Here is a 25,440-nt window from a genome sequence, read left to right as displayed (position 1 = left end):
TTTACAGTACTAAGTGCATCATATTCCCCTACAGAAGCCATTTAACTCACAAAAAAAGGTGAGTAGCGCTAACGCACTACTCACCTCTTTGATCTACGTATGATGACGGACGAATCCGAAGCTTAGAGGATCTTAACGGGAGATGATGTGGATCGGGTGACCCATAACCAATTCCGCTGCTTCCATCACGATTTCGCCCAAAGTTGGGTGAGCGTGGATAGTAAGCGCCAGATCTTCCAAAGTTGCGCCCATCTCGATTGCAAGACCAAGCTCAGCAATCAGGTTGGAAGCTTCCAGACCAACGATTTGGCAACCCAGTACAAGGCCGCTCTCTTCGTCAGCTACGATTTTCACGAAGCCTTCAGCATGGTTCAAAGATACTGCACGGCCGTTACCCGCATAAGGGAATTTACCTGCTTTTACTTTGTAACCTTTTTCTTTAGCTTCTTTTTCAGTGTAACCTACGCTGGAGCATTCTGGATCTGTGAAGACAACAGCTGGCATACATTTGTAGTCAACTACAGATGGTTGTCCTGCGATTGCTTCAGCAGCCACTTTACCTTCATAAGAAGCTTTGTGTGCCAGAGCAAGACCAGATACGATATCACCAATTGCGAAGATGTGCGGAATGCTAGTGCGACCTTGGTGGTCAACTTTAACGAATCCACGCTCGTCAACGTCAACACCGATCATATCAAGACCAAGCTCACCATCTGTGTTTGGACGACGTCCAACAGTAACAAGCAGGTAATCTGCAGTTACTTCTTTGGACTCACCATTTACAGAATATTTAACAGTTACATCTTTATCCGTTTGCTCAGCACTTTCAGCTTTTGCACCCGTTACGATTTCGATGCCTGTTTTCTTCATGTTTTTAGCCACAAGGCTAGTCATGTCTTTATCGAATCCTGGCAATACAGTATCCAAACCTTCGATGATTGTTACTTTAGCACCGAATTTGGAGTACATTTGACCAAGCTCAGCGCCGATATAACCGCCACCGATTACGATCATGCTTTTTGGTACTTCAGGCAAGTTCAATGCTTCTGTTGAAGACAGAATGCGTCCGCCAAACGGGAAAGGTTTCAGTTCGATTGGACGGGAACCTGTTGCAATGATTGCATTTTTGAACTTGTAACGTGGTGACTCGTGATCGTTAAATACACGAGCTTCGTTTTCGTTGATGAACATACACTCACCGTTGAAAACTTCAACTTTGTTGCCTTTGAGCAAACCAGCTACGCCGCCAGTCATTTTCTTAACAACGCCGTTTTTGAATTCTTGAGTTTTGCTGAAGTCTACTTTAACGTTCTCAGCGGAGATCCCAAATGCTTCACCGTGAAGTGCAGACTCATATTGGTGTGCAGCAGAGATCAGAGCTTTGGATGGAATACATCCGCGGTTCAAACATACGCCGCCCAGCTCGGATTTGTCTACGATCAATACGCTTTGGCCCAGTTGTGCAGCACGGATGGCAGCTACATAGCCACCAGGTCCTGCACCAATTACTAATGTGTCGATATTGAGAGAAGCGTCGCCTACTACCATATCTTACACCTCCATAACAAGCAACTCAGGGTTAGCGAGAAGCTGTTTAATGTAATTCATAAAGTTTTGTGCAGTTGCGCCATCGATGATACGGTGGTCGAAGCTCAAGGAAAGAGCCATTACTGGTGCTGCAACAACTTCGCCGTTTTTGATAACCGCTTTTTCACTGATGCGTCCAGTTCCGAGGATAGCAACTTCAGGGAAGTTGATGATCGGAGTGAAGAACATACCGCCAGCAGAACCGATGTTACTGATGGAGATTGTGCTTCCTTTCATTTCGTTCGCGCTCAGTTTACCTTCACGACCACGAGCTGCCAGATCACGGATAGAGTCAGCGATCATCCAGATGGATTTACGATCAGCATCTTTGATAACAGGAACGATCAAACCGTTGTCTGTATCTGTAGCGATACCGATGTTGTAGTATTTTTTGTAAACAATTTCGTTAGCTTCTTCATCGATCATTGCGTTCAGAGCAGGGAATTGGCGGGAAGCCGCAACCAATGCTTTAACGATGAATGGCAAGTAAGTAACTTTTGTTCCTTTTTTCTCAGCAATTGGTTTCATGCGAGTACGGAAAGCAACCAATTCAGTTACGTCAACTTCGTCCATGATTGTAACGTGAGGTGCTGTGTAAGCCGATTTAACCATTGCGTTAGAGATCGCTTTACGGATACCTTTGAACGGTACGCGCTCTTCTTCAAGGCGTTGAGCAGCTGCAGCAGCTGCTGGTGCGGATTTTTTCTCTTCTTGAGCAGGTGCTTCGGAAGATGCCGCTGCGGAAGAACCGCCACCATTTTTGAAGGATTCAACATCTTCTTTGGTTACTTTACCGTTGTTGCCAGTACCGTTAACCTGAGCGATGTCTACACCTTGTTCACGAGCGAATTTACGAACGCTTGGCGTTGCCAGAACGTCTTTAGCAGGTACTGCTGGTACGCTGTTATTTCCGCCTTCTTTAGCTGCATCCGGGTTGGAAGCTGCCGCAGAAGAACCGCTAGTGTCAGCTCCACCTTGAGCTGCATCTTTCTCTTGCTCGCCTTGATCGCCAGCAGGAGCGTCGTCTTGCTCAGGAAGTTCGCCTTCTGCGTCAATGATTGCTACAACTTCACCAACGTGGCAGATTTGACCGTCTTTAGCGAATACTTCAGTAACTGTTCCGTTAACCGGACAAGGTACTTCAACTACCGCTTTATCGTTCTGTACTTCCATGATGATATCGTCGTCAGTTACCTTGTCCCCAACTTTGATGTGCATCTTGATGATTTCGCCTTCGTGAAGGCCTTCGCCTAGTTCAGGGAATTTATATTCAAATTTAGCCAACTGAAAAACCTCCTTGATTATGTGCTCAATCCTGAAAACAACCCTTAACTCCAAGAACCAACTGTTACTGCTAATGCAAATAACTGTTACTCAAGGGGCTAATGGCTGTTTACAGTGCAGCCTACGCTGCGGTGTGAATCACCATACTGCGCCTTGCGGCATGTCAGATGATTAAATTAGAAATTTACGACTTTGTTAACCGCAGCAACAATACGTGCTGGGTTAGGCAGCCATGTATCTTCGATTTGTGCAAAAGGATATACAGTATCCGGACCTGCTACACGCAGTACCGGTGCTTCCAAGTGCAGGATTGCTTTTTCATTGATTTGTGCAATGACTTCAGCTGCAACACCTGCGCTCTTTTGAGCTTCTTGTACAACAATTGCGCGATTTGTTTTCTTAACAGAAGCAATAACTGTATCGATATCAATCGGGCTGATCGTACGAAGGTCGATTACTTCAACTTTGATTCCTTGTTTTTCAAGCTCTTCCGCTGCTTTAACGGAAGTGTGAACCATCATACCGTAAGTGATGATCGTAACGTCGGAACCTTCACGAACAACGTTCGCTTTACCCAGTTCAACAACATAGTCCTCTTCAGGCACTTCTGCACGGAAAGCATGGTACAGGTTCAAGTGTTCCATGAAGAATACAGGATCGTTGTCGCGGATAGAAGCAATCATCAGACCTTTTGCATCGTAAGGGTTAGATGGAACTACTACTTTAATACCCGGAGTTTGCGTGAGCAAACCTTCCAGAGAATCTGTATGCAATTCTGCCGCTTTTACACCGCCACCGAATGGTGTACGGAATACGATTGGAGAATTGTATTTTCCGCCGGAGCGGAAACGCATACGAGCAGCTTGAACTACCATTTGGTCAAGTGCTTCGAAGATGAAACCAACGAATTGGATTTCAGCTACTGGACGGAAGCCTTGGATACCCAAACCTACAGCCAGACCACCAATAGCGGACTCAGCCAGCGGAGTATCAAATACACGCTCTTCGCCAAACTCTTTTTGCAGACCTTCCGTTACACGGAAAACACCGCCTACATTACCTACGTCTTCACCGAAAAGCAGAACGTTAGGATCACGTTTCAACTCAACGCGAAGCGCATCACGGATTGCTTCTTTCATGTTCAATTGTGCCATTTGCTTCATTTCCTCCTTAAACATTGACAGTTCACATTTGAATTCATACATGTATACCGAGACACCATAACTGGCGCCGGATGTTTATGCTTTATCGGAAAAAACTTATTGGAAATCAGCTTTTTGCTCTTCCAAGTGCTTAGGCGTTTGTTCGAACATGCTGTCGATCAAGCCTGAAATCGTCATTTTCTCGGTTTTTTCCGCTTTTTTGATCTCTTCGTTTACTTTAGCTTTTGCTTCTTCTTTCACACGAGCTGTATCTTCTTCAGTCCACAGACCTTTTTTCTCCAGATACTTAGCGAAACGTGCGATTGGATCTTTTACGCTCCACTCAGCCTCTTCTTCTTTTGTACGATATTTGGAAGCATCGTCAGAAAGGGAGTGAGGACGGAAACGGTAAGTTACCGCTTCGATCAATGTAGCGCCTTCTCCGTTACGTCCACGTTCAGCAGCTTCCTGAACAGCTTTGATAACAGCGAAGATGTCCATACCGTCAACTTTAACACCTTTGATCCCTGCTGCTACCGCTTTGTGAGCGATGGACAGAGCTGCTGTTTGTTTAGCAAAAGGAGTTGTGATGGCATAACCATTGTTTTGTACGAAGAAGATAACTGGCAGTTTGTATACACCAGCGTAGTTCAGACCTTCATAGAAGTCACCTTCAGAAGAACCGCCATCACCTGTGTACGTAATAACAACTTGCTTTTGTTTCTTCAATTTGTAACCCATAGCGATACCCATTGCATGCAGGATTTGTGCACCAATGATGATTTGTGGCATCAATACATTAACGCCATCGGGAATTTGTCCACCATGTTGGTGTCCACGGGAGTACAAGAATGCTTGATAAAGAGGAAGTCCATGCCATACGAGTTGCGGAATGTCACGATAGCCAGGACATACAAAGTCTTCTTTTTCAATTGCAAATTCACTACCAACCATTGTAGCTTCTTGACCAGATACTGGAGCATAGAAACCAAGACGACCTTGACGGCCCAGGTTTACTGCACGGTCATCCCAAGTACGGGTAAATACCATGCGGTACATAATTTCTTTTAATTGATCGTCGGAAAGCTTAGGCATCATGTCTTTGTTAACAATTTCGCCGTCAGGAGACAGCACGGACAGAGCTTCTACATCCTCCGTATATACTTCATAAGGAACCTTGCTCATTTTTTTCTTCACCTCAACAAAAAATTTGAATATCAAGTTCCGCTGTTATAATATTATTATACACCTGTTTCACTGCATACGTCAAAGATATCCGTAATTTTTTTATATTTTCTTTCGGATTGTATGTATAACAGGGTTCTAATATTGGTATAACAGCATAGTACATGTTTGCGTTTTTTACCTAAACCCGCATAAGGTTAATCTTACCGTATTGCGCGGTCGAATGCAAAAATAAAACCGAGAAAGGTGACGTTTTATGACGGATTCTCGCTATTTGAAACGCACAATTGTAAAGGAAGAGATTGAAAGTCGTTATCTTGGAGAGAAGCGGACTCTACGAATTTATCTTCCGCCTGGCTACAATGAACTGCTTAGTTATCCTGTCGTTTATTGTCAGGATGGCGAAGAATTTTTTAATTTTGGACGAATCGCTACAACAGCAAACCGCATTATCCTAGATGAGGGTGCTGAGCCTTTCATCATCGTTGGGGTTCAAGTTGACGTGTCTGTAAGGACACAGGAGTACGCTCCCTTCGGAGATCGATTTAAGGCTTATACCGCTTGCTTCGCTGAAGAGATTATTCCCTATGTAGAAGAGAAATATCCTGTGCGCCGCTCACCGCAAGAACGTGTCTTGGCTGGTGACTCACTCGGCGGCAGTGTATCCTTGCATCTTGCCCTGCTCTATCCCGATCTGTTCCATCGCGTCATTAGCTTGTCCGGAGCCTTTTATTCAGCTTCCCAAGAAATCTATGCCGCAGAAGAGAATTTGTCTTGGCTTTCCATCTGGATGATCGTTGGTTTGCAAGAAACGGCTTTCGAAGCAGACACAGGAACTTATGACTTTGTTCAATTGAACCGAGATACACGTGATTTATTGGATAAACGTGGTGCGATCGTCTCCTATAGAGAGAAAGAAGGAAACCACCAATGGGGATTTTGGCAAAAGGAACTGCCAGAAGCACTGTTATACTTTCTTCAAGAAAATTAATATTGTATTCAACTGAACAAGCGGCTGATATGCCGCTTTTGTTTCACTCTTCTATGTTACCGCTTACATTTATCTGCAATAAAAAAGCTGGATGTTATTCTTTAACCCAGCTCTACTTAAATTCATTCCATTACTTTTGTACAAAGTGCCTTACAAAATCTTAAGCCAATGCATGTTCTGCAGTAATTCGTTCCAATAATACCTCACAGCCTGCATCAACCAATTGATACACTTCCTCAAAATTGCCAGTATGATATGGATCGGGAACTTCACGCAGCACTTCATGAGGTAGCAGATCCATCAGTTTGATGATATCTGCATCTGCACCACCTGTAAGTTTGCGAACATTCGCTTCATTAGAGTTGTCCATGCAGACAATGTAATCGAATTGCTCGAAGTCATTACTTGCGAACTGTCTTGCAGCCATATTGGCATAAGAGATTTGAACGCTATCTAACAGTTTACGAGTTCCCTCATGAGGAGGTTTACCTACATGCCAGTCCCCTGTTCCTGCTGAATCAACTTCAATCTGGTGTGTTAGTCCGCGCTCTTCAATTTTGTGGCGCAGCACAGCTTCAGCCATAGGTGATCGGCAAATATTGCCAAGACAAACGAATAAAACTCGAATCATTTCATTATTCCCCCTTGCTTAACGTATGACTTAACGCAGTCTGTGTTGTCTGTGGTTGGACGCTGTCCGATACAACAAGTGAGCGGCGTGGCAGTTTCCACTTGTAATGTACAGAGCACATCCGAAAGAACACAACCCCTGCAAAGCAGATTAGCAGCCCGATATTGCTTGTGAACCAACCCATTCCAATTGTAAATCCAGCAGCCATTGCCCACACTGCGTATATTTCGTCACGTAACACGAGCGGCTTCCGTCCTGCGAGCAAGTCCCGGATAATCCCACCGCCAATACCAGTCATCACTGCAGCTACAATCACTGCACTCACGGGATGTCCCATTTTGGCAGCGTACAAACCACCCTGAATTGCAAATGCCGCAAGTCCGATCGCATCAAACAGCGCTTCGGTTCGCTTCCAATGACTAATCCATTGCAAAGGAAGAACAAATGCAACGGCAACTGATACCAGTGCCAGCATAATAAGACCGCCCTGACTCCATAAAGTAGTTACCGGCACTCCGATCAGCACATTACGGATTATACCTCCGCCAAAGGCTGTCACCAGACCCAGTACCAGCACTCCTAGGATATCATACTCCTCTTCCATCGCCACAAAGGCACCGGACATCGCAAATGCAATCGTCCCTATAATACTGAATACTTCAAAAATGTGTAAGTCCAACCTGTTCAAACCTCACTTTTCAAGTCATCTCCATGTCGCTCTACCCATTGTATCCGCGAGTACTAAAATTAAGCAACAACATTTTATCAAATGTACGTGTATTCTGTTGAAATCGAATTAAACTAACCTGCAATTCAGTAAAAAAACATCAATTTATTCATATTACTATACGCCTGCTCTATAAATATCCGCATATCTATACTAATGTTCTCAAACATTTCGCAGTTGTATTTTTGGATTTAGAACCCCACATGACCTTCCTTCTAGAAATAGGAGCCCATATGAAGTATAGCTACATCTGATAGTAGAGTTTCGAATTAACATAAAAAAATGATATACTTTCTTCATTAGAAGGAAGGATGAACAGAATGACCATGAAACGTATTGTCATTTTTACTGGTGGGGAGCTGTTTGCTGAGTTCCTAGAGGCACTTCATAAGGATGACATGATTATCGCAGCAGACCGCGGGGCGTTATTCCTCATTGAACATGGCATTACGCCGGATATCGCCGTTGGGGATTTTGACTCCATTACAGAAGAAGAACAACAATTAGTTCGTGAAAAAAGTGGACGGATGATTGTGGTGGATCCTGTACTTAAAGATTGGACAGATACAGAGATGGCATTTGAGACAGCATTGGATCACGAGCCGACCCATATTCTAATGTTAGGTGCTACAGGCACACGCATGGATCACACTTTGGCAAACGTACATATTATGGTTCGCGCGATGCAGCGTCATATCTCCTGTTCTCTGCAAGACAAAAATAACCTCATGATGTTAACGACTTCCGAAGCCGTAGTCGAAGACCATGGCTATGAGTATGTCTCTTTGTTACCTTTGACACCAGAAGTAACGGGGATTAGCTTAGAAGGATTCCAATACCCGCTGCATGAAGCAACCTTGCGGATGGGACAGTCATTAGGGATCAGTAACAAATTGTTAGGTAAGTCTGGAACCGTCTCTATTGATAGTGGATTATTACTAATCATCCAGAGCAAAGATTAACTTAGAATCTTAAATAGTTACGTTTTTGTAACCCATGTTTCAAATGTACATTAAGTGGAATCCACGTAAAGACCCTTGAATATCAAGGGTCTTTTTTATTTTTCTCCAAATTGATGTCCGTCAATGATTAATTTTTTGACATTTTTAATTGTTTTTTAATAATGATACCCAATGCTTTGCGACACAAGGGATTGTGTCCTCCTATCCAATTTCTAGGCTGTTACAAACCTGTTATAGTAGCTCTAGCAACTTAACGAAAACGAATTTTGGAGGTACTTACATGAAAACAAACATCTTAGTCCAAAAGGCCGTAACCGTCGGGTTGTGCGCTACACTTGGTTTTGGAGCAGTTCTTATGACTAACGCACCCGTTGCACAAGCAGCAACCGCATCGGTATCAACTGGACAGCAAATTGTTAACTATGGTAAAAAGTTCACTGGAACTCCATATAAATTTGGCGCTTCAACCACAACAACGAAGTATTTTGATTGCTCTTCATTTATGAAGTATATTTTCAAGAAATATGGCGTTGACTTGCCACGTACATCCGTGAAGCAATCCAAAGAAGGTAAAGCTGTATCTAAAGCTAACCTACGTGTAGGCGACCTTGTCTTCTTCTCCAGCGGTAGCCGCTCTACTGGTTCTAACGTTACTCATGTTGGAGTATATGCAGGAAATGGTAAGATTCTCCACACTTACGGATCTCCGGGTGTAACTCTGTCAGATTTGGACTCTGGTACTTGGAAAAGAACCTATATCAAAGCTCGTCGCGTACTATAGAGCTTAATTGCAACGATACGGACAACTTGAATTGAACCGAATCCATGGATTCGGTTCTTTTTGTTTGTTCTAATTTGCTACAGGGTATCAAGAGAACCATCCATAATTATTGATCAATCCCCAATACTCAGGTATGAAGCATATAACCCACTCCACGTACCGTATGGATCAATTTCTGGGGTCGCCCTTTGTCTACTTTTACGCGTAGGTGTTTAATATATACGTCCACAACATTCGTATCCATTGCAAATTCGTATCCCCATACTTCACTTAAAATCATACTACGCGTGCACGCCTCATTAACATGACGAGCCAAATACTCCAACAATTCGTACTCCTTAGGTGTTAACATCAAATATTCTCCCGCACGGTTCACTCGGCGAGAACGCAAATTCACTTTAAGATCATGCACAACGATGACCTCTTCATCCATCTGGTCTACACTCACAAATAGTCTTAACAAATTACGAATCCGTGCCAATAGGACACTGGAGTGAATAGGCTCTACAATTACATCGTTTGCCCCAAAATCAAGCCAATGAACAATCTCTTCATTCATTGCCTTGTATGTAAGTACCACTATTGGGACAGGCTTACTCTTTTGAGCTAACCGCTCAAGACCTTCCGACAATTCTCCCCGTGAATCCGTATCATGCAAGAGAATGATCATACGGATCGATTCCAGTTGTGCATCTCGCTCTTGTTGCAATTGTTGCCAACTAAACTCCACAACAGTATATGAATGATTCAGTAACACATCTTTAATGGATGTGATTCGCTCTGTCGTTCCCACCAAAAGGATGGATGTTTGCATGTAGTATTCACCCGGCTTATCTCAAACTTCGCCATGATATTTCTGCACAATGAATAAGGATCACGAATAAACACAAAGATGCAGAACAGCATTTCGTTATCTGCTTATCATGCCGCATAACCAAAAAGTCCATTCCTTTAGGAATGGACTTAGATAGTTTATCTCTGGGGTGTATATCTTGAGTTTGTATTTTGAGTTTGTATCTTGGGTTTGTATCTTGGGTTTGTATACTGAATTCAAATCTTCACATCATATTTCTGCTTCATATTTCTAATTAAATCGTTAGATCATATCGTTAATGTTTGTCGGGTTAATTCAACACTTAACCAAAGTAACGATGTACAAGCGTTCGCGCTTCTGCCGTATCTTTCGTTCCATGCACCAGAATACGTCCGTCTTGGAAAATAACCATTCGTTGCGCTCCCGTTGTGAACGAAACTAAAAAGGGATTAGCCTCAACCTGACCTTCATCAAGTCCACGTAAGCGCTCAGCTGTATGCTCTAGATCAAGTTTTGTTGGGCGTGCCGGGCGAATCTGTACTGTGTCTCTGCCACATAACACGTCCGTCTTCTCCAGATTTGAAGCAGAGAGATACGGATAAGTCGCTGTTTCACCACAGGAAGCACATTGTTGCTTTTTCGCACCATCCACGTTAATTGAAATGTATTCATTGCGCCATAGATCGAAGGATAATAACTTCCGTCTTAACGCCTCTGGATGGCCACTTAACCATTTCAGCGCTTCGGCTGTTTGATTCGCTGTTACCATCTGTACAGCCTGAGGAATAATTCCTGAGGTATCGCAAGTATCGCCACCAAGTGGAACCTCTCCCAGCAAACAATTCAAACAAGGTGTCTCACCAGGGACAAATGTGTACGTAATTCCATAACTGCCGACACATCCCCCATATATCCATGGAATGCGGTATTTCTGGCACATATCATTGATCAACAATCTCGTATCAAAGTTATCTGTTGCATCCATAATTAGATCAACATTTGGAATTAAGTCCTCTAACTCATCTGCCCTTACATCCATTACAATTCCCTTAACGGTAACTGTGGAATTAATTGCACTGAGATGCTTTTGTGCGGCTATCGCTTTGGGCATTCTCTCCATTGCATCCTGTTCAATATATAGTTGCTGTCGCTGCAAGTTGCTCCACTCTACATAGTCACGATCTACAATCGTGACATGTCCTACACCGGAACGTACCAGCGTCTCCGCAATACCGGTTCCTAATGCACCTGCACCAACGATCAAAACTTTACCGTTACTTAATTTGCGCTGTCCTTCCTTGCCAAGGGGAGCATAACGCTCTTGTCTGGAATATCGATCTCCTTGGTCAGGTGAACACGTCTCATTCATCATGTATGAATCATTCCTTCCGCCGGACTACTCGCTGCTGCATAACGCTTAACTGGAATCATTCCTGCCTCATATGCCAATCTTCCTGCCTCTACCCCGAGTCTCATGGCCTTCGCCATATCCACAGGATAACGTGACCCAGATACTGCTGTATTCAACAACACAGCGTCTGCTCCCATTTCCATTGCACGAGCAGCATCACTAGGTGATCGAAGTCCAGCATCCACAATCACAGGGACAACCGCCTGTTCAATAATAACTTCGAGGTTGTATGGATTCATGATTCCCTTGCCTGATCCAATTGGTGAAGCCCCAGGCATCACAGCGTGTACGCCAAGTAACTGGAGCCGTTTCGCCAAGATTACATCATCAGATATATAAGGAAGAACCGTAAAGCCTTTATGTAGCAGCATCTCACAGGCTTTATACGTTTCAATCGGGTCTGGTAACAGTGTAATTCCATCGCCAATCACTTCTACTTTTATCATATCACAAAGTCCGGAAGCACGGGCGAGTTCAGCAATCCGAACAGCTTCTTCTGCCGTAGAAGCGCCCGCTGTGTTAGGCAGCAAGGTGTAGCGATCCAAATCTACCATATCGAGAAAATGCCTTTTGTTACGCTCTTCAAGATTAAGGCGTCTCACAGCAAACGTAAGTACCTCTGTGCCTGAGGCTTCAATAGCCTGAGACTGCACCTCTAAATCGTCAAACTTACCTGTACCCAACAATAATCTAGACTGAAAGACATGTTCCCCAATTTTCAACATCACTTAACCCCCTCCTACAAAATGTACAATTTCAACCCGATCCCCATCTTTTAAATGGGTCGTCTCATGATGTTCACGGGTAAGAATCTGGCGATTCAACTCAACAACCACTGTTTTCACATGAAGATCAAATGAGTGCAGCAGTTTATCTACACGGTTCAAACGGTCTTCAATCTCCATTCGTTGACCATTGACTATAATATTCAATGCAAGATCCCCCTTTTAATGAAGCGTTCTGGACGACAACCTTGCACATTCAGCTCCTCAGAAGATTTACCTTCGATAAAATCAGCGAGTAAGCTACCCGTTACAGCGCTTAACAAGATTCCGTTGCGATGATGTCCAAAAGCTGCATACAAACCAGATATGCTCTCACATGCGCCTAGGTAAGGTAATCCATCAGGTGTTGAAGGCCTTACTCCGGCCCATGCCCGTACAAAATAAGCTTCTGCAATGCCAGGCACCCAGCTGGCAGCCCGTTCAAGCAGCTTTTGCAAACCAGCAGCTGTAACATGCAGATCAGATTTCCCCGGTAGAACTGTCGCACCAATCCATACTTCTCCATTGGCTTTAGGCACGATATAAATGTCCTCTGCGTAGACCGTTTTGTCTGGGACAAGTTGTCCAGAATGATCTGAGAACTGTACTGCTGCAATTTCGCCTTTGACAGGTAAGATTGGCAAATGAAGTCCAACCTGCTTCATTAACTCTTCGCCTTGTATACCATTAGCAACAATGACATTTTGACATGTCATCGTTCCAATGGAAGTTTCCACGGCTTGTATTCTGTTTGCATCCACGCGAAGATTAACATGATGGACACCTTCAATAATTCGAGCTCCTAGAGCCTGAGCTGATCTTGCATAAGCTTGAGTCAAATTGACAGGCAGCACGTCACATTCCAACGGTCGATAATAGGCACCATAAATATCTTTGTTCAACCATGGAGATTCTTGTTGTGCCGTAGTACCATCCCACCAAATTTCAGTAGCTAGTGATCGTAGTCTGGGAACTATGGAATCATTACTTAAATCATTTTTAAAACGGATAGGCGTGATAAAACCATTTTGTTGAAATCCAATATGGATCTCACTCAGGGAACTCAGCTGTTCGTACTGCTCATGAAGTAACTGTCTGCTCATTGTTGCCAAGTTCAACATCATTGGCGAAGAAAAATGCTCACTATCTGCTGCAATCATGCCAGCTGCTGCACAAGATGCACCCTCAGCGATCCGTCCACGCTCAATTAGAAGAACATCTTTTCCTCGTGCAGCAAGCTCATAGGCAATCGCACAACCAATCACGCCCCCACCAATCACAATCGTTTCTGCATGAAGCTTTCCGTGGATTCCATCATTGGTTCTACTGCGGGACAAGGTTTTACGCAAATCTCGTTTACTACTTCGGCTCCGAACTCTCGCTCTATCGTTCACCATCTCATCTCCTTGCTCAAGATTAACCTTCCGATTCCACGATCGCCTGTTTTAGTGCACTAACCGCTTGCTTTGGATGCTCGCTCGCCCAGATATGTGATATGACTGCTAAGCCTCTTGCTCCTGCACTGCGAAGATCACGAACATGCTCGATCCCAATGCCACCAATTGCGATTACTGGAACGTTCACTGTAGCGCATACTTCAGCAAGTTGCTTCGGCCCTCTGGGTTTGATTCCTGGTTTACTATTAGAGTTATAGATATGACCGAAAATAACATAGTCTACGCCTTGTTGCTCAGCAGCCTTTGCTTCATCTACAGAATGAACGGACACACCGATGCGAATTCGCTTTCGCATATCTCCTATAGATATCGTGCTTTGAGAAAAATCTGCCTGACCCCAATGCACACCTGCGAACCTTCCACCTTGACCCACTTCATGCACACCATTGACTACAATACGATCATAAGGAACCCCTGATTGATGCAGTTTGTTTGCCCACTCCCTACGCTGTTCAGGTGGCTGTTGCTTTTCCCGAATATGAATATAGTCGACCCATGGCCATATATCCTTCGATACACTTACAAAGTTGTGCAAATCCCCTACGCCTTGAGATATAACATGCAGCTCAAAAGAAGCTGTGACATCGGAGTCATGCTCTACTGTAATTACCAAACGATAACCTCCTCTCTTGACCAATGACATAACAAAAAAAGCCACTCCCGTAGGGGAGTGGCTGCGAAATATATGCTTTGATTCGTTTAATAAAGTGTTGAACGACCACAGAGGTTCTATGTATGCAACGGTTAGCCCCATTGCAGATCTCATAGAAACAACATGCTGTTCTCTCAGAAACAAGCATCTACCTCATTCATGCAGAGTACTGTTTCTAATAAACGAAAACGCGCCACTTCCCTACGCTGGTATGATCCAGATCAGGTGCAAAGGGTCCGGAATCGCATTCTTCCATCTCAGCCGCATCGTGCGGCCCCCCTAGTGTTCATATGAAGTTGTAGCCTATATTACCATAGAGTCCTTTTTTTGTCACCGAAGATTTCTGAATCCTGTTCGGCTACGTAGACTAATTTTTCTCAGACCAAGCTTCAACATCCCAAGTCTTCGTAACCCAATCCTCGTAGAAATCAGGTTCGTGAGATACGAGAAGTACTGTACCCTTAAATTCCTGGAGGGCGCGCTTCAGTTCAGCTTTGGCTGTTACATCAAGGTGATTGGTCGGCTCATCGAACAAAATCCAGTTACTCTCGCGCATTAACAACTTGCACAAACGCACTTTTGCTTGTTCTCCACCACTTAGCATGTTAAGTGGACGAGTAATATGTTCGTTTTTTAATCCACAACGTGCAAGATGTCCCCTAACTTCATTCTGGGTCAGATGCGAAAATTCATTCCATACATCCTCAATTGGAGTGATATTCCCCGCCCGTACCTCCTGCTCAAAATAAGCTGTTTCCAGATAATCTCCCAAAAATGTTTTGCCGCTGATTGGCGGAATTTTACCAAGAATCGTTTTTAGTAGTGTAGATTTACCCACACCGTTACAACCAACGATGGCAATTTTCTCTCCACGTTCAATGGTCATCGTCATTTTAGGTAATAAAGCATGAGAATATCCAATTTCAAAATCAATGCCCTCAAACACCGTTTTACTGCTGGCACGAGCATCTTTGAATTTGAAAGTAGGTTTGGCTGCCTCATCCGGACGATCAATCCGTTCGATTTTACCCAATTGCTTCTCACGGCTCTTCGCACGACCTGACGTAGAAGCACGTGCTTTATTCCGCTGGATGAAGTCTTCCTGCTTTTTGATGTACTCCTGTTGCTTCTCATAAGCATCAATATGCTGTGCTTTCTGCATATCGGCCATCTCAAGAAACTTGTTATAGTTCGCTGCATATCTTGTTAACTTGGCAAATTCCAAGTGATAGATCACATTAACTACTTCGTTCATGAACTCTGTATCATGGGAAATCAAAATAAAACTATACGGGTAATCCTTCAAATACCGGGTCAGCCATTCAATATGCTCTACATCCAGATAGTTCGTAGGTTCATCGAGTAGTAGCGCTGTAGGCTTCTCCAAGAGAAGCTTAGCTAGGAGCACCTTGGTACGTTGGCCCCCACTTAGTGAAGCAACGTCACGATCAAGTCCAATGACGGACAGACCCAGACCGTTAGCCATCTCTTCTACCTTCACATCGATCAAATAAAAATCGCCCTGCTCCAACTGTTCTTGGATGTCGCCCATTTCTTCAAGCAACTGTTCCAATTGCTCAGGGTCAGCATCAGCCATCTGATCTGTAATTGCCATCATTTCTTTTTCCAATTCAAGCAGTGGCAAGAATGCATCCTTCAGCACATCCCGGATTGTCTTGCCTGGCGTTAGTTTGGTATGCTGATCCAAATATCCGTAACGAACTTTAGGTGTCCATTCAACTTTGCCACTATCTTTAAGCAATTTTCCGGTCAAAATATTCATAAGCGTGGATTTGCCTACACCATTTGCTCCAACAAGACCTACTCGCTCACCTGAAAGTAAACGAAAGGATACATTTTTAAATAACGTGCGATCTCCAAAATTGTGACTCACGTTCTCAACTGACAATAAGCTCATAAGATGAGGTTGCTCCTATCTATTTGACATTACTTGATCACTAATTTAGACATTGTACCAAAGACCTATTCTAGCACGTACCTGTCTTTTCTGAAAGTAATGTCTTCTTGCAAACTTTTTCACTTATGAAGCTTGCCCGCTGACATAACAATTACGCTCAAAATAACCTTGTGCAGCAGCTTGTTTTCCGTCACCAAAAACCTCTTCTGCTCTATAACCATAGTTACATGTAGACGGATAGTAATATTTAACTCCAGTTGCTGGATCTACTCCTCCGACCACAGCCGTCTTCTTTACAAGCCTGCCTCCACCAATAGCATAATTATTAACTTTTTGATCCCCTACAGGTATACCTTGGATAAACGCCATAATGCCTGTATCATTCATTGAATTATACCAATCCTCTTGCGGGATTAAAGGCAATGTAAAGGTATAAGAGATACCATTTCTACGTGCAAATTCATTATGGCGGTTAATAATATCAGCAAGATCCTCCTGTACACTGGTCACAATCCAACTTCTTCTCACTTGCTCAAATGTGTCGGCATCCTGTAATAACGGGATTTGCGTGTTAGATGCCAACTCCCTCTGAAACCCTTCAATCCATTTCTCTTGGACAGCATCATAAGCGTATACATATCCATCCAAGGTAAAGTTAATGCTGCTGCCGTTCGGATCTGCATATGTATATGGCTTCTTGGGACTCCAAACTTGCTTGAATGTAAGCTCGGCATTTCCTGTCATTTCCGTTTCTTTCGCTAAAATGTAGTATCCATCATAATCCAGTACAACAATTGCTGGTATGTAGTCAAATAATGCTTGAATAGCAGCCGGATCATCCTGAATCCCCATATTCAACGCCATCGTTTGTGTAAAGGTAAGCAATGCTAGTTCCTTATCCGCCTTCACAAATTTAGTAGAATCATAACCTGCTTCATTATTTTGCTTTTCATTTTGATGCATCACCGCTCCTGCATCGAGCACAGCAGTCTGCAATGCAGACCTGTACTTATGGCTTAGAAACTGCGCTTCCTCAGCATCCCACGTATGAAGAGATACCAGCCAGAACAACGGCACGAAGATAATTACAAACACAATCGAGAAATCAATAGAAATAGGTAAGGATTTGATATGATCACCGCCTTTTCCCCTTCTCCGCACCGTGCGTGCGACTTTCATCGCACACGGCGCTCCATCTTTTTAGATTTTCAATACAATAGGTTCCAAGTTACTCATTTTTCGGTACTGATTGATTTTCAGAATCGTAGAGTCTGAAAATCCAAAGGGCGACATGAGTTTAGCAATCGTCTCTAATTTTGTAGCATGAACGAGCTTGTGGATATCTTTGTGTAGGATACGTAGATTGCTATACTCGTCTGTACCACCTAAGTGAAGAGGCAGAAGGTGATGACAATGCACGTAATCAGCAGTTAGAAAGATGCCGGAAATTTCGCATTTTCCAGCCTGCATACTGTATCTACTCAGTCTATTATCCAAATATTCAATGCTACGATAAGGTATGTTTGATTGCATTAGCTTAATTAGTTCATATCGAATATCCATGTTTAATTCCTTATGGAGTCTTTTTCTTCCTTCTGGTGTATACGGATTTAACGTTTGCTGAAAGCATAAGTTATTTACCGTTTTTACATCCCTGAAGGGGAAGAGATATACTCCTGCGACCTTAAAAGTTCTATACCTGTTCTTGTAGAACTTTTTGTAGGTTGGTGGGGCATTATCAGGATATTGGTACTTACCAATTACTTTGAGACGATTGTATGTGAATGCCTTCAGGTCATAAGCAAGTCGTGAGAATTCCACACTAACATGTGTTGCACGTGAGAAGTAATTGTGTAAACCAAGTACAAAGCTGTTGAAAAGAAGAGCGTTTTGAGTAGTTGGTGACTTGTGCAGAATCTTTATGCGTTCTCTTGCTTGTTTCTTGATTTCTGCTTTCTTCTTCTCGTTTATACCCGTATAGGCAACTCTTCTTTTTCCTTTTTTCTCGGCCCATATTGTGAAGCCCAGGAAATCAGATTTACGTTTCCTAAGATTTACAATTTGTGATTTCTCAGGTGAGATATCAAGTTTGAGACGGTCTCTAAGATAGAGTTTCACAGCGTGATACCACTTTTGAGCCGATCTCCAATCCCGACAAAGAATTTTAAAGTCATCGGCATATCGCACGATGTATCCCTCTTTAAGATTGGTTTTCTTAAGTGCTCTGATCCTGTGGAAATCTCCTGCATAGACATGTTGAGTTTTGAAGTTGATCCATTGTCCTGCTACCCAATGATCCAGGTCGTTGAGTACTATATTTGACAGGAGCGGAGATAGGATTCCACCTTGTGGTGTTCCTTTCAAAGGGATTCCTTCACCTTCACCTTCAATTTCAGCCTTAAGCATTTTGCTGATGATTCGAAGTACTCTTTTGTCTCTAATACCCATATTCCATATTTGTTTCAGAAGCAATGTGTGGTTGACATTATCAAAGAATCCCTGAATGTCTACATCAACAACATAATGAAGGTTCACCTGGTTTATGAGGTGTTGTACTCTTGCTAAAGCGTTATGCGTTGATCTTACAGATCTGAATCCATAACTGTGTTTATAGAAGTAGGCTTCCGCAATGGGTTCAATGATTTGTTTAAAACATTGCTGAATAATTCTGTCAACTATAGATGGAATACCTAATGGCCTTTTCTTTCCGTTAGGTTTTGGTATATAGACTCGTCTAACCTTTTTGGGTTGATAATTCAACAGCTTGTTTCTTACGTGATTCACAATGTCTTCTTCTGTTAGTGTCTTTATATCCTCTATCGTTTTGCCGTCTGTTCCAGGTGTTTGTGAGCCTTTGTTTGATTTAATTGTTCGAAAGGCTAGGAGAATGTTTTGACTTGAGTTTATAAGTCCGTATAGATTATCAAACTTCTTCCTAGCTAGTGCTTTTTCGTGTAAATCAGTGAAGGTACTCGTCATGTCATAGTAATCCCAGTATCGAAGAGTTTGCACTGTGGCTTCACCTCCTTACGGTGATTCCCCACGTTCTTACCTGATCGGTGCAATTCACTTTTCGGAAAAATTGTTTATTATCTAAAAAGACTTGAGGCTGTTCCTCCACAACCATTACAGCCGCTTCATTGGTCGTGCCTCTACTCTCACAAGGATTAGTACATTTCAGCAAAGTTTCTGCCTTATAGTAGACGTCTAGGATGACAGTCCTTTAAGCCGACGTTCCTTGCTTTCCTTGTACCTTGAGACCTAGCTATGCTTGCTAGACCTTAGGTGCCTCCTTTGAGCCTGTGGACTTGATATCGCCATTGTTCGATATAGCGTGTTTCCTAGATTACAGTCGTACTCTACGCTATCCACCCTGACTTTTGTCAGTACATATGTTTCCATATGTTATGAATTTAGACCCGTACATTCGGAGGTTCGTCAGGTTCTAAAACCATTCTCACCATAGTCCGCTTTTCAGCCATCCGGCATATCAGTTAGCATACCTTCTCGAAGGAGTGGCTTTAGCTTCCCTTTTGCCGACTTCACCTGTGCTTCATACCCAACACGCTGTCCGTGTCACGCACGCAGGAGATTAATGGAATTGTTTCAGGATACATGGTTCCCTCTTTCCAATTCTCGGTCGCAAAGTTGGACTTTTAATTAATTAAGTCCCCGCTTTTCCCGAGTTGTTCGGTTATAGCGGAACAAGTCACACGTAATCTTCATTTAAAACCATACCTCCATATGTGGTGAGCACAGCAGGTGCAGTCGGTGTTCCATTCAACCACTCCCGGATCAACATACCGGATGTACGATTGGTGCTTTGGACGGTCATGGTAATAAAATCCCCCATGACTAGCGTATATCTCCGCCCTGGATCATCAATCGTTAGTCCAGTTGTAGCAGGGAACAAACGTTCTTTAATCTGACTGGTATAATATCCATCCTCTACATTTTCATACGTACCGGTGAACGTGCTTTGGTTCAATGGATCGGTATAGTGTGGTACATATTTTTTGTGTAAATGTTCAATTAGAATCTCATAGCCATTACCTGTTCGAGCCAGTTGTTCTTCCAATTCGCTGTACATGGCTGGTGAGATATATCCCTTGGTTCTAACCGCATCTACAAAGCGTATAACGCTCTGATTCACGGTCATTCTCGCCAGATCATCCTGTCGGTTAGCCGTTTCAGCCGTTGGATAGATATAGAGCAGGATTACAGCTAGCATAACTGCGAGTAGCTTGGATGCAGCATTAATCAATGAACGCTGGCCTCCTTCCAGAATTGGATTCTCATCAACCCTCCCCATTCATCTCTAATGAACTCTGGTCTGTACGAGCCGTTAAGCTGCACGGGAATGGTCTGCTTGCGATTTATTAAGGGGTCTATGATATGAGCCTGACCATCCACTTCCACCGTGATCGATGTCCCAGTCATTTGTCTCACTGTATGTAATACTTCAGCACCGCTATATCTTTTTGGCCCCGTTGTATGGAGGGTAGTGTTCATTCTTCCTTCCATCTCTACTGTGAATTGTGTCGTATTGTTAAGAGCGTCAGTCATCGTTTTAATTAACTGCTGCCCGTACAGGCAGGCTGTCACAAATAGGACAACCGCCGTACTGAACAACATAAGCTGTTGAGCGTTTCTGAACATCTAGAGTCAACCCCCTGTTAGGATTGCTGGAAAATGAGTCCTCTGACCACATTCGATTTATCCTTTACGATAAGTGCTTTGAATTTCCCGCTCGGATTCACATACTGATTCTCTTTTTCACTCATCGTTTGGTTAATATTCCCTACCTTTTCATTTGTCTTGATCACTGAACCATAGCTCTCATTATTGAGGTCTTGAGAGATATTCAACTCATTTCCATACCATTGTCCACCTTTGTTCTTACCCGTAATGACCTGAATACCGAATTGATCTTTGTCTGCGTATTTCCGCAATGCATTGGTAACTTGTGATCCACTAATTGTGGTGCCGTCATATACCGTAAAAGCCGCCTGAGATAACTCTGTCTGGATATCCGCGAAGTTGTTCTGTGCAGTCTTGGTAGCTTCCTGTGCTGAGATAAAAAGCAAAACCACGATGGTAATGAGCGCAATGGTCAAAAAGATCCCTGCTGCCACTTTCAAAGCGCTTGATGCATTGTTCATGATAAATCCTCCAATTAACATAGAATTTGATTATAGCTAAATCCGATTTACATCTAGATCAGTTTTACTTGTATAACACTTTTTTATCACAGCTTCTGAATCTGTTCATAGTACATGTTCATTTGCAAGAAACTCATCCCTACAAGTGGAATTACAAGGTATAAAAAAATTAAAGCATACATCGGAGTAAATCCGATCATCCGTCCCCAAGCTGCTTTTGCATCAATCATTTTGGTATATTCCTGCTTACGCTGCTCAAAATAAAAGGCCATCATGCTATCCAGATCATCGAACGCTTCACGAATTGAAATTCTACCAAGGGCAAGTTGTAATTTATCTACCAGCCGCTGAAACTCAGGTAATCCGGCATCTGACTTTAATTGCTCCAGTGCATCCTCTGGCCCATGTTCAAAATGCAGTAGACACTTTTGGAGCGGACGCTTGAAAATGACAGAAAATCGATTTAACCATTCCAAAATCTCCTCCACAGACATTCGATCCATCTCACGTAAGATTGATATGACCGTCTGGAATTGATAAATCTCATGTCTCATATCCATACTGCGCATTTTACGTTGAAACAGCATTAGCCAGATTGGCAGATAAAATCCCGCTATTCCGATGGCAACAGCAATAACCACTTCCCACCAGTGCAAAAACTGCTTGTTATACGAATCCATCTTTTGCATAATTCTCGCAATAACCTCGGTTTGTGTATCATGGTCTAGTTGAACAGGTGAGCTCTGTTGTAAAGCCAAATTGATCTCATCATAACTAGCCCAACGTTTCATATTAATCTTTTGCATGACAGATCGATCCAAAGCTGCTTTTTCCTTGGCCTGCTCCAGCTCAGCTTCAGCCATTGCTCCGAACATCCGATCATCTCGCACCGGGTCGTACATAATGTGATTTCGCTCAACCTGATGTAGCAATAACACGCACGTTACACTCAGAATGAAGCAGGTCACAAACAACATTAACCTTCGAATCGCTAACCATTCATACTTCAATTCAGAGCTACTCTCACGCATAAGTCTTACGGTCTGACTGTACTGCGTACTCCCTGGTTTGGGAACAAATAACATCGCCAATTTACGAATGAATATCTGGTTATACAACAAACGAGCCAACAAAGATTGCTTTCTCCCTGCACGAAACTGCGTTTCATCATACTGTTGTAACCGTTGTAATAACAAGTAAGCAAGGATGATGATGATGTATATCGATATTTTGGTAATGAACCCCAGCTTGCTGCGATAGAACTCATCCATCGTTGGAAAGCTGCCTCTAGCCCAACGTTCGATGGGAGCTGTGAACAACACGGGAGCAAGCGCGATGATATTTAGACCTTTTAACAGGTAATCTAACTTATCCCGGCGCAATATTTCTAAATGAACTTCCTGCGTAAGATTACTTAATCCCTTCAGGTAGATTGACCCCTGTGCTCGATCCTTATCTCCAAATTCCATTACCATGTAGGAAATTCCCGCAAAACCTTTAAGAAAACGATTCGGCGCAACTTCATAGTACCGTTCTAATGCTTCGCTCGGATCAGGTGAAGTCAGCGCTTCGTATATGAGCATAACTTGCTCTGCGGCTTCTCCCTGACCTACTTCGCCGGCTTCATAAAGTGCTTCCTCAATCATTCCATGCTGGTGATACCGATGACGAACATCTGCGAACAGTTCCAGCATCTGTACCAATAGTCGTTTTTCGAGTCGATTCAGATACATATCTAGGATTAGACTGTTTAATACAACACCACAGAGCACAGACAAGATGATAAAAGCAACGCCTGGCTGCATAAGGAACAAGATTAGGCTGACACTTCCGTACCCTCCGGTAATAATTAGAACTACTGTCATTGTCCTTTTTCTAAGAGCAGGTTCATCCCCAACATGTCGGAATGAAATTCGCTTTTTTACTTGTACAATGTACGAGGATAGCAATGGAACCTTCATCCCCCATCGATACAGTCGCAATAGGAATGACGTGAGCTTTAATGATCGATTGCTAACAGGTGCCAACCCTGCGGCTACATACTTATTAAATCCACCTCCTCTCTGTCGAAGTAAACTCAGGATAAGAAAAGTGACAACCAAACCTGTGACACATATCCCTAATACGATAATTAGTATGGATTTAATGGTCATAGTGGTCACCCCAATATTGCGCAATAAATCGGTCGAATTCGGCAGCATCATCTAACGTCATCTGATCTCGCATATCCATAATGCTTCCGGCCGAGATGGGAGCTGTTACGATATAGCCTCCATTTTGATACTCCACAACATTTCGGAACGTAAATCCATTGCGTTCTTCAACGCTATCGCTCTGCTCTGCCCGAGGCAAACACTCCGTAATACGTTCAATATATCGTCGTCCCTCGGTATCCTTTTTCATATGTACATCAAAATTAATGACACTTACTACCTGTTCCTCGGCAATATGCTCATGCTGAAACATTCCTGTTTTGAGAAGAGAATTTCGAAGTGAAAACACCAGATCGCGAAATGTCTTAGCATGATGCGTAAACAACGTGAACAAACTGGCTACCTGCGACATCTGAATCATCCATGCAGCAACCTCATCACTCGCAACTTCACCCAATATGTTGACTGTACCGTCTGTTTTTTTCTGTAGATCAAGTCCTTGTTGACCTGATATGTGCTCTGTTTCGCGAAAACTCAATATGTTACGTCGGCTATAGATTCGTCTAAGCTGTAATTCAAACGCCATCTCTTGTACCCGTAACGTATACGATGCATAAATATGTTTCACCATAGCCATTAACAAGGTTGTTTTACCAGAACCCTGTGCTCCAGTTACCGCAGTAATTCGGCTGCCCTTCATTAAATACTGCAGTATAGTTATTGGCAGCTCAGCATTCGTGCCTGTGATCAGTTGTTCCAGCGAGGCATTAGGGATATCAAATTTTCTTACAAAGAATGCCCATGACTCTGCAAATGGCGGACGTACCACGACGACACGAGAACCATCCTTCATTTCATTTACCTTGTAACCATTCGCTTCGGATAGCTGACCGGGATAATTATATTTATAAATATTTTGACATACCCTTTTCAGTTCACGTATGCTGCCAAATGACAGAAATGCTAGATGAATCGACTTCCCTTTATAAAAAATCCATACACTTTGCATACCGTTCAATGGAGCCTGCGTCTGAGCATCTTCAAGCCCCGCTTCCAGTAAATCATTCCACGAACTAGGCTGCCGAAGTCGCACATCCTGCATCGCATCAAGCATGCCGCTAACACCACCACTCACGCCGTCAATGCGTTGATCTCGAATTTCATCTACAACCGAGAACCCTTTGTAGTGTTGATAGATGCGTTGCACAATGATATCCGTCTTTTCTCTGAACCCAAGCTCCCGATACTCACATTCAAACACGTATTGAATATCTTCTTCAGAGATATAAAAGCCTCCCCCATCCTGGATACCTTCTTCCATTCGCAGTCTACCCAGATCATACGTATCAATTAGACGGGATAACGCATCCATGCCAAATTGCTGCTGGTAGAGGTAAAAGACAATTTCAAATTGATCCTGACTTGTCAGCAGTTCCGGTTCTGCAAAAGGAATGACTTCATCCACATTCGATTTATTCAGCCCTATGCTTCGTGTTAGCAGATCACTTATTAGATTTTTGACATAAGTTTTGTCACTGATACTACCTGAGACACAGCCTTTCAGCGCCTTTCGCATTTCAGCTCGCTGATTGATTCTTCTCCGATATTCCTCTTCATGCAATCCAGCATCCGCGAGCTGACCATGGCTTAGTTCATGAAGTGAATTTTTCACCTTCTCGGTTAAACTTTCAATCGTGAAGCCGTCGCGTTCAGTCACATCTGTACGTTGTTCTCGATGGTAAGCGCGGTATTTGAACACTACATAACCAAGACCCGCAACGATAATTAAACCTATACCGATGATGTTCCATAACATTAG

At 43.2% G+C, this 25,440-nt stretch carries 23 protein-coding genes and 1 riboswitch; of the genes, 3 read left to right on the top strand and 20 right to left on the bottom strand.

What is annotated here, in order from left to right:
• Nucleotides 1-132: 132 nt before the first annotated feature.
• From lpdA to pdhA, 4 genes are all read right to left on the bottom strand, one after another.
• Nucleotides 133-1,548, bottom strand: coding sequence for a dihydrolipoyl dehydrogenase (gene lpdA / locus MH215_RS15960; RefSeq protein WP_036613658.1), 1,416 nt, complete (start codon nucleotides 1,546-1,548; stop codon nucleotides 133-135).
• A 3-nt stretch (nucleotides 1,549-1,551) separates the two neighbouring features.
• Nucleotides 1,552-2,871, bottom strand: coding sequence for a dihydrolipoamide acetyltransferase family protein (locus MH215_RS15955; protein WP_239291410.1), 1,320 nt, complete (start codon nucleotides 2,869-2,871; stop codon nucleotides 1,552-1,554).
• Nucleotides 2,872-3,047: 176 nt separating this feature from the next.
• Complete coding sequence (locus MH215_RS15950; RefSeq protein WP_128101755.1) at nucleotides 3,048-4,025, bottom strand: alpha-ketoacid dehydrogenase subunit beta; 978 nt, start codon at nucleotides 4,023-4,025, stop codon at nucleotides 3,048-3,050.
• Nucleotides 4,026-4,130: 105 nt separating this feature from the next.
• The gene (gene pdhA, locus MH215_RS15945) at nucleotides 4,131-5,198 is read right to left on the bottom strand and encodes a pyruvate dehydrogenase (acetyl-transferring) E1 component subunit alpha (protein ID WP_056690070.1); all 1,068 of its coding nucleotides are present in this window, start codon (nucleotides 5,196-5,198) and stop codon (nucleotides 4,131-4,133) included.
• Nucleotides 5,199-5,454: 256 nt separating this feature from the next.
• Between pdhA and MH215_RS15940 the strand changes: the two genes are divergently transcribed.
• Nucleotides 5,455-6,189 carry an alpha/beta hydrolase gene (locus MH215_RS15940; RefSeq protein ID WP_056690068.1) on the top strand — a complete coding sequence of 245 codons (735 nt, stop codon included), beginning with the start codon at nucleotides 5,455-5,457 and terminating at the stop codon, nucleotides 6,187-6,189.
• Nucleotides 6,190-6,349: 160 nt separating this feature from the next.
• Here MH215_RS15940 and MH215_RS15935 read toward each other — a convergent pair whose 3' ends face one another.
• The gene (locus tag MH215_RS15935) at nucleotides 6,350-6,820 is read right to left on the bottom strand and encodes a low molecular weight protein-tyrosine-phosphatase (RefSeq protein WP_239291408.1); all 471 of its coding nucleotides are present in this window, start codon (nucleotides 6,818-6,820) and stop codon (nucleotides 6,350-6,352) included.
• A gap of 4 nt (nucleotides 6,821-6,824) precedes the next feature.
• Entirely contained in the window at nucleotides 6,825-7,499 is a 675-nt protein-coding gene (locus tag MH215_RS15930; protein WP_239291406.1) for a trimeric intracellular cation channel family protein, read from the bottom strand.
• Between the two features lie 368 nt (nucleotides 7,500-7,867).
• Between MH215_RS15930 and MH215_RS15925 the strand changes: the two genes are divergently transcribed.
• Both MH215_RS15925 and MH215_RS15920 read left to right on the top strand, forming a co-directional pair.
• Nucleotides 7,868-8,509: a thiamine diphosphokinase gene (locus tag MH215_RS15925; RefSeq protein WP_239291404.1), complete on the top strand. Its 642-nt coding sequence runs from the start codon at nucleotides 7,868-7,870 to the stop codon at nucleotides 8,507-8,509.
• A 280-nt stretch (nucleotides 8,510-8,789) separates the two neighbouring features.
• Nucleotides 8,790-9,290, top strand: coding sequence for a C40 family peptidase (locus MH215_RS15920; RefSeq protein ID WP_056690059.1), 501 nt, complete (start codon nucleotides 8,790-8,792; stop codon nucleotides 9,288-9,290).
• A gap of 127 nt (nucleotides 9,291-9,417) precedes the next feature.
• Here MH215_RS15920 and MH215_RS15915 read toward each other — a convergent pair whose 3' ends face one another.
• From MH215_RS15915 to MH215_RS15850, 14 genes are all read right to left on the bottom strand, one after another.
• The gene (locus MH215_RS15915; RefSeq protein WP_239291402.1) at nucleotides 9,418-10,104 is read right to left on the bottom strand and encodes a response regulator transcription factor; all 687 of its coding nucleotides are present in this window, start codon (nucleotides 10,102-10,104) and stop codon (nucleotides 9,418-9,420) included.
• A 322-nt stretch (nucleotides 10,105-10,426) separates the two neighbouring features.
• On the bottom strand, nucleotides 10,427-11,476 hold the full coding sequence (locus tag MH215_RS15910) for a ThiF family adenylyltransferase (protein WP_239291400.1): 1,050 nt from the start codon (nucleotides 11,474-11,476) through the stop codon (nucleotides 10,427-10,429).
• Nucleotides 11,473-12,240 carry a thiazole synthase gene (locus MH215_RS15905; protein WP_239291398.1) on the bottom strand — a complete coding sequence of 256 codons (768 nt, stop codon included), beginning with the start codon at nucleotides 12,238-12,240 and terminating at the stop codon, nucleotides 11,473-11,475. The genes MH215_RS15910 and MH215_RS15905 overlap by 4 nt, the downstream gene beginning before the upstream one ends.
• 3 nt (nucleotides 12,241-12,243) lie before the next feature.
• Nucleotides 12,244-12,447, bottom strand: a complete 204-nt coding sequence (gene thiS, locus MH215_RS15900) for a sulfur carrier protein ThiS (protein ID WP_056690049.1) — start codon at nucleotides 12,445-12,447, stop codon at nucleotides 12,244-12,246.
• On the bottom strand, nucleotides 12,444-13,676 hold the full coding sequence (gene thiO, locus MH215_RS15895; protein WP_239291397.1) for a glycine oxidase ThiO: 1,233 nt from the start codon (nucleotides 13,674-13,676) through the stop codon (nucleotides 12,444-12,446). Before thiO ends, thiS begins: the two co-directional genes overlap by 4 nt.
• Nucleotides 13,677-13,695: 19 nt before the next feature.
• Nucleotides 13,696-14,349 carry a thiamine phosphate synthase gene (locus MH215_RS15890; protein WP_239291396.1) on the bottom strand — a complete coding sequence of 218 codons (654 nt, stop codon included), beginning with the start codon at nucleotides 14,347-14,349 and terminating at the stop codon, nucleotides 13,696-13,698.
• A gap of 220 nt (nucleotides 14,350-14,569) precedes the next feature.
• A riboswitch (TPP riboswitch) is annotated at nucleotides 14,570-14,679 on the bottom strand.
• 76 nt (nucleotides 14,680-14,755) lie between these two features.
• Nucleotides 14,756-16,306, bottom strand: a complete 1,551-nt coding sequence (abc-f, locus tag MH215_RS15885; protein WP_056690043.1) for a ribosomal protection-like ABC-F family protein — start codon at nucleotides 16,304-16,306, stop codon at nucleotides 14,756-14,758.
• Between the two features lie 123 nt (nucleotides 16,307-16,429).
• Nucleotides 16,430-17,485 (bottom strand): hypothetical protein, encoded by a 1,056-nt coding sequence (locus MH215_RS15880; protein WP_239291395.1) that lies wholly within the window; start codon nucleotides 17,483-17,485, stop codon nucleotides 16,430-16,432.
• Nucleotides 17,486-17,506: 21 nt separating this feature from the next.
• Complete coding sequence (ltrA, locus tag MH215_RS15875) at nucleotides 17,507-19,318, bottom strand: group II intron reverse transcriptase/maturase (RefSeq protein ID WP_239291394.1); 1,812 nt, start codon at nucleotides 19,316-19,318, stop codon at nucleotides 17,507-17,509.
• 697 nt (nucleotides 19,319-20,015) lie between these two features.
• The gene (locus MH215_RS15870) at nucleotides 20,016-20,570 is read right to left on the bottom strand and encodes a hypothetical protein (protein WP_239291393.1); all 555 of its coding nucleotides are present in this window, start codon (nucleotides 20,568-20,570) and stop codon (nucleotides 20,016-20,018) included.
• The gene (locus MH215_RS15865) at nucleotides 20,567-20,965 is read right to left on the bottom strand and encodes a hypothetical protein (protein ID WP_239291392.1); all 399 of its coding nucleotides are present in this window, start codon (nucleotides 20,963-20,965) and stop codon (nucleotides 20,567-20,569) included. The genes MH215_RS15870 and MH215_RS15865 overlap by 4 nt, the downstream gene beginning before the upstream one ends.
• Before the next feature lie 17 nt (nucleotides 20,966-20,982).
• Nucleotides 20,983-21,468 (bottom strand): hypothetical protein, encoded by a 486-nt coding sequence (locus tag MH215_RS15860; RefSeq protein ID WP_056690030.1) that lies wholly within the window; start codon nucleotides 21,466-21,468, stop codon nucleotides 20,983-20,985.
• Between the two features lie 86 nt (nucleotides 21,469-21,554).
• Nucleotides 21,555-23,621 carry a hypothetical protein gene (locus tag MH215_RS15855; RefSeq protein ID WP_239291391.1) on the bottom strand — a complete coding sequence of 689 codons (2,067 nt, stop codon included), beginning with the start codon at nucleotides 23,619-23,621 and terminating at the stop codon, nucleotides 21,555-21,557.
• Complete coding sequence (locus tag MH215_RS15850; RefSeq protein WP_239291389.1) at nucleotides 23,611-25,437, bottom strand: ATPase, T2SS/T4P/T4SS family; 1,827 nt, start codon at nucleotides 25,435-25,437, stop codon at nucleotides 23,611-23,613. The genes MH215_RS15855 and MH215_RS15850 overlap by 11 nt, the downstream gene beginning before the upstream one ends.
• Nucleotides 25,438-25,440 lie beyond the last annotated feature (3 nt).

The sequence above is a fragment of the Paenibacillus sp. ACRSA genome, from assembly GCF_022346845.1.
Lineage (GTDB): Bacteria > Bacillota > Bacilli > Paenibacillales > Paenibacillaceae > Paenibacillus.
This window is presented reverse-complemented; position numbering and strand designations above follow the sequence as displayed.

Coding starts and splice junctions, on each gene's coding strand:
- lpdA (WP_036613658.1), bottom strand. CDS start 1,548: ATGGTAGTAGGCGACGCTTCTCTCAATATCGACACATTAGTAATTGGT.
- MH215_RS15950 (WP_128101755.1), bottom strand. CDS start 4,025: ATGGCACAATTGAACATGAAAGAAGCAATCCGTGATGCGCTTCGCGTT.
- pdhA (WP_056690070.1), bottom strand. CDS start 5,198: ATGAGCAAGGTTCCTTATGAAGTATATACGGAGGATGTAGAAGCTCTG.
- MH215_RS15940 (WP_056690068.1), top strand. CDS start 5,455: ATGACGGATTCTCGCTATTTGAAACGCACAATTGTAAAGGAAGAGATT.
- MH215_RS15935 (WP_239291408.1), bottom strand. CDS start 6,820: ATGATTCGAGTTTTATTCGTTTGTCTTGGCAATATTTGCCGATCACCT.
- MH215_RS15925 (WP_239291404.1), top strand. CDS start 7,868: ATGACCATGAAACGTATTGTCATTTTTACTGGTGGGGAGCTGTTTGCT.
- MH215_RS15920 (WP_056690059.1), top strand. CDS start 8,790: ATGAAAACAAACATCTTAGTCCAAAAGGCCGTAACCGTCGGGTTGTGC.
- MH215_RS15915 (WP_239291402.1), bottom strand. CDS start 10,104: ATGCAAACATCCATCCTTTTGGTGGGAACGACAGAGCGAATCACATCC.
- MH215_RS15910 (WP_239291400.1), bottom strand. CDS start 11,476: ATGATGAATGAGACGTGTTCACCTGACCAAGGAGATCGATATTCCAGA.
- MH215_RS15905 (WP_239291398.1), bottom strand. CDS start 12,240: ATGTTGAAAATTGGGGAACATGTCTTTCAGTCTAGATTATTGTTGGGT.
- thiO (WP_239291397.1), bottom strand. CDS start 13,676: ATGGTGAACGATAGAGCGAGAGTTCGGAGCCGAAGTAGTAAACGAGAT.
- abc-f (WP_056690043.1), bottom strand. CDS start 16,306: ATGAGCTTATTGTCAGTTGAGAACGTGAGTCACAATTTTGGAGATCGC.
- MH215_RS15880 (WP_239291395.1), bottom strand. CDS start 17,485: ATGAAAGTCGCACGCACGGTGCGGAGAAGGGGAAAAGGCGGTGATCAT.
- MH215_RS15865 (WP_239291392.1), bottom strand. CDS start 20,965: ATGTTCAGAAACGCTCAACAGCTTATGTTGTTCAGTACGGCGGTTGTC.
- MH215_RS15860 (WP_056690030.1), bottom strand. CDS start 21,468: ATGAACAATGCATCAAGCGCTTTGAAAGTGGCAGCAGGGATCTTTTTG.
- MH215_RS15855 (WP_239291391.1), bottom strand. CDS start 23,621: ATGACCATTAAATCCATACTAATTATCGTATTAGGGATATGTGTCACA.
- MH215_RS15850 (WP_239291389.1), bottom strand. CDS start 25,437: ATGTTATGGAACATCATCGGTATAGGTTTAATTATCGTTGCGGGTCTT.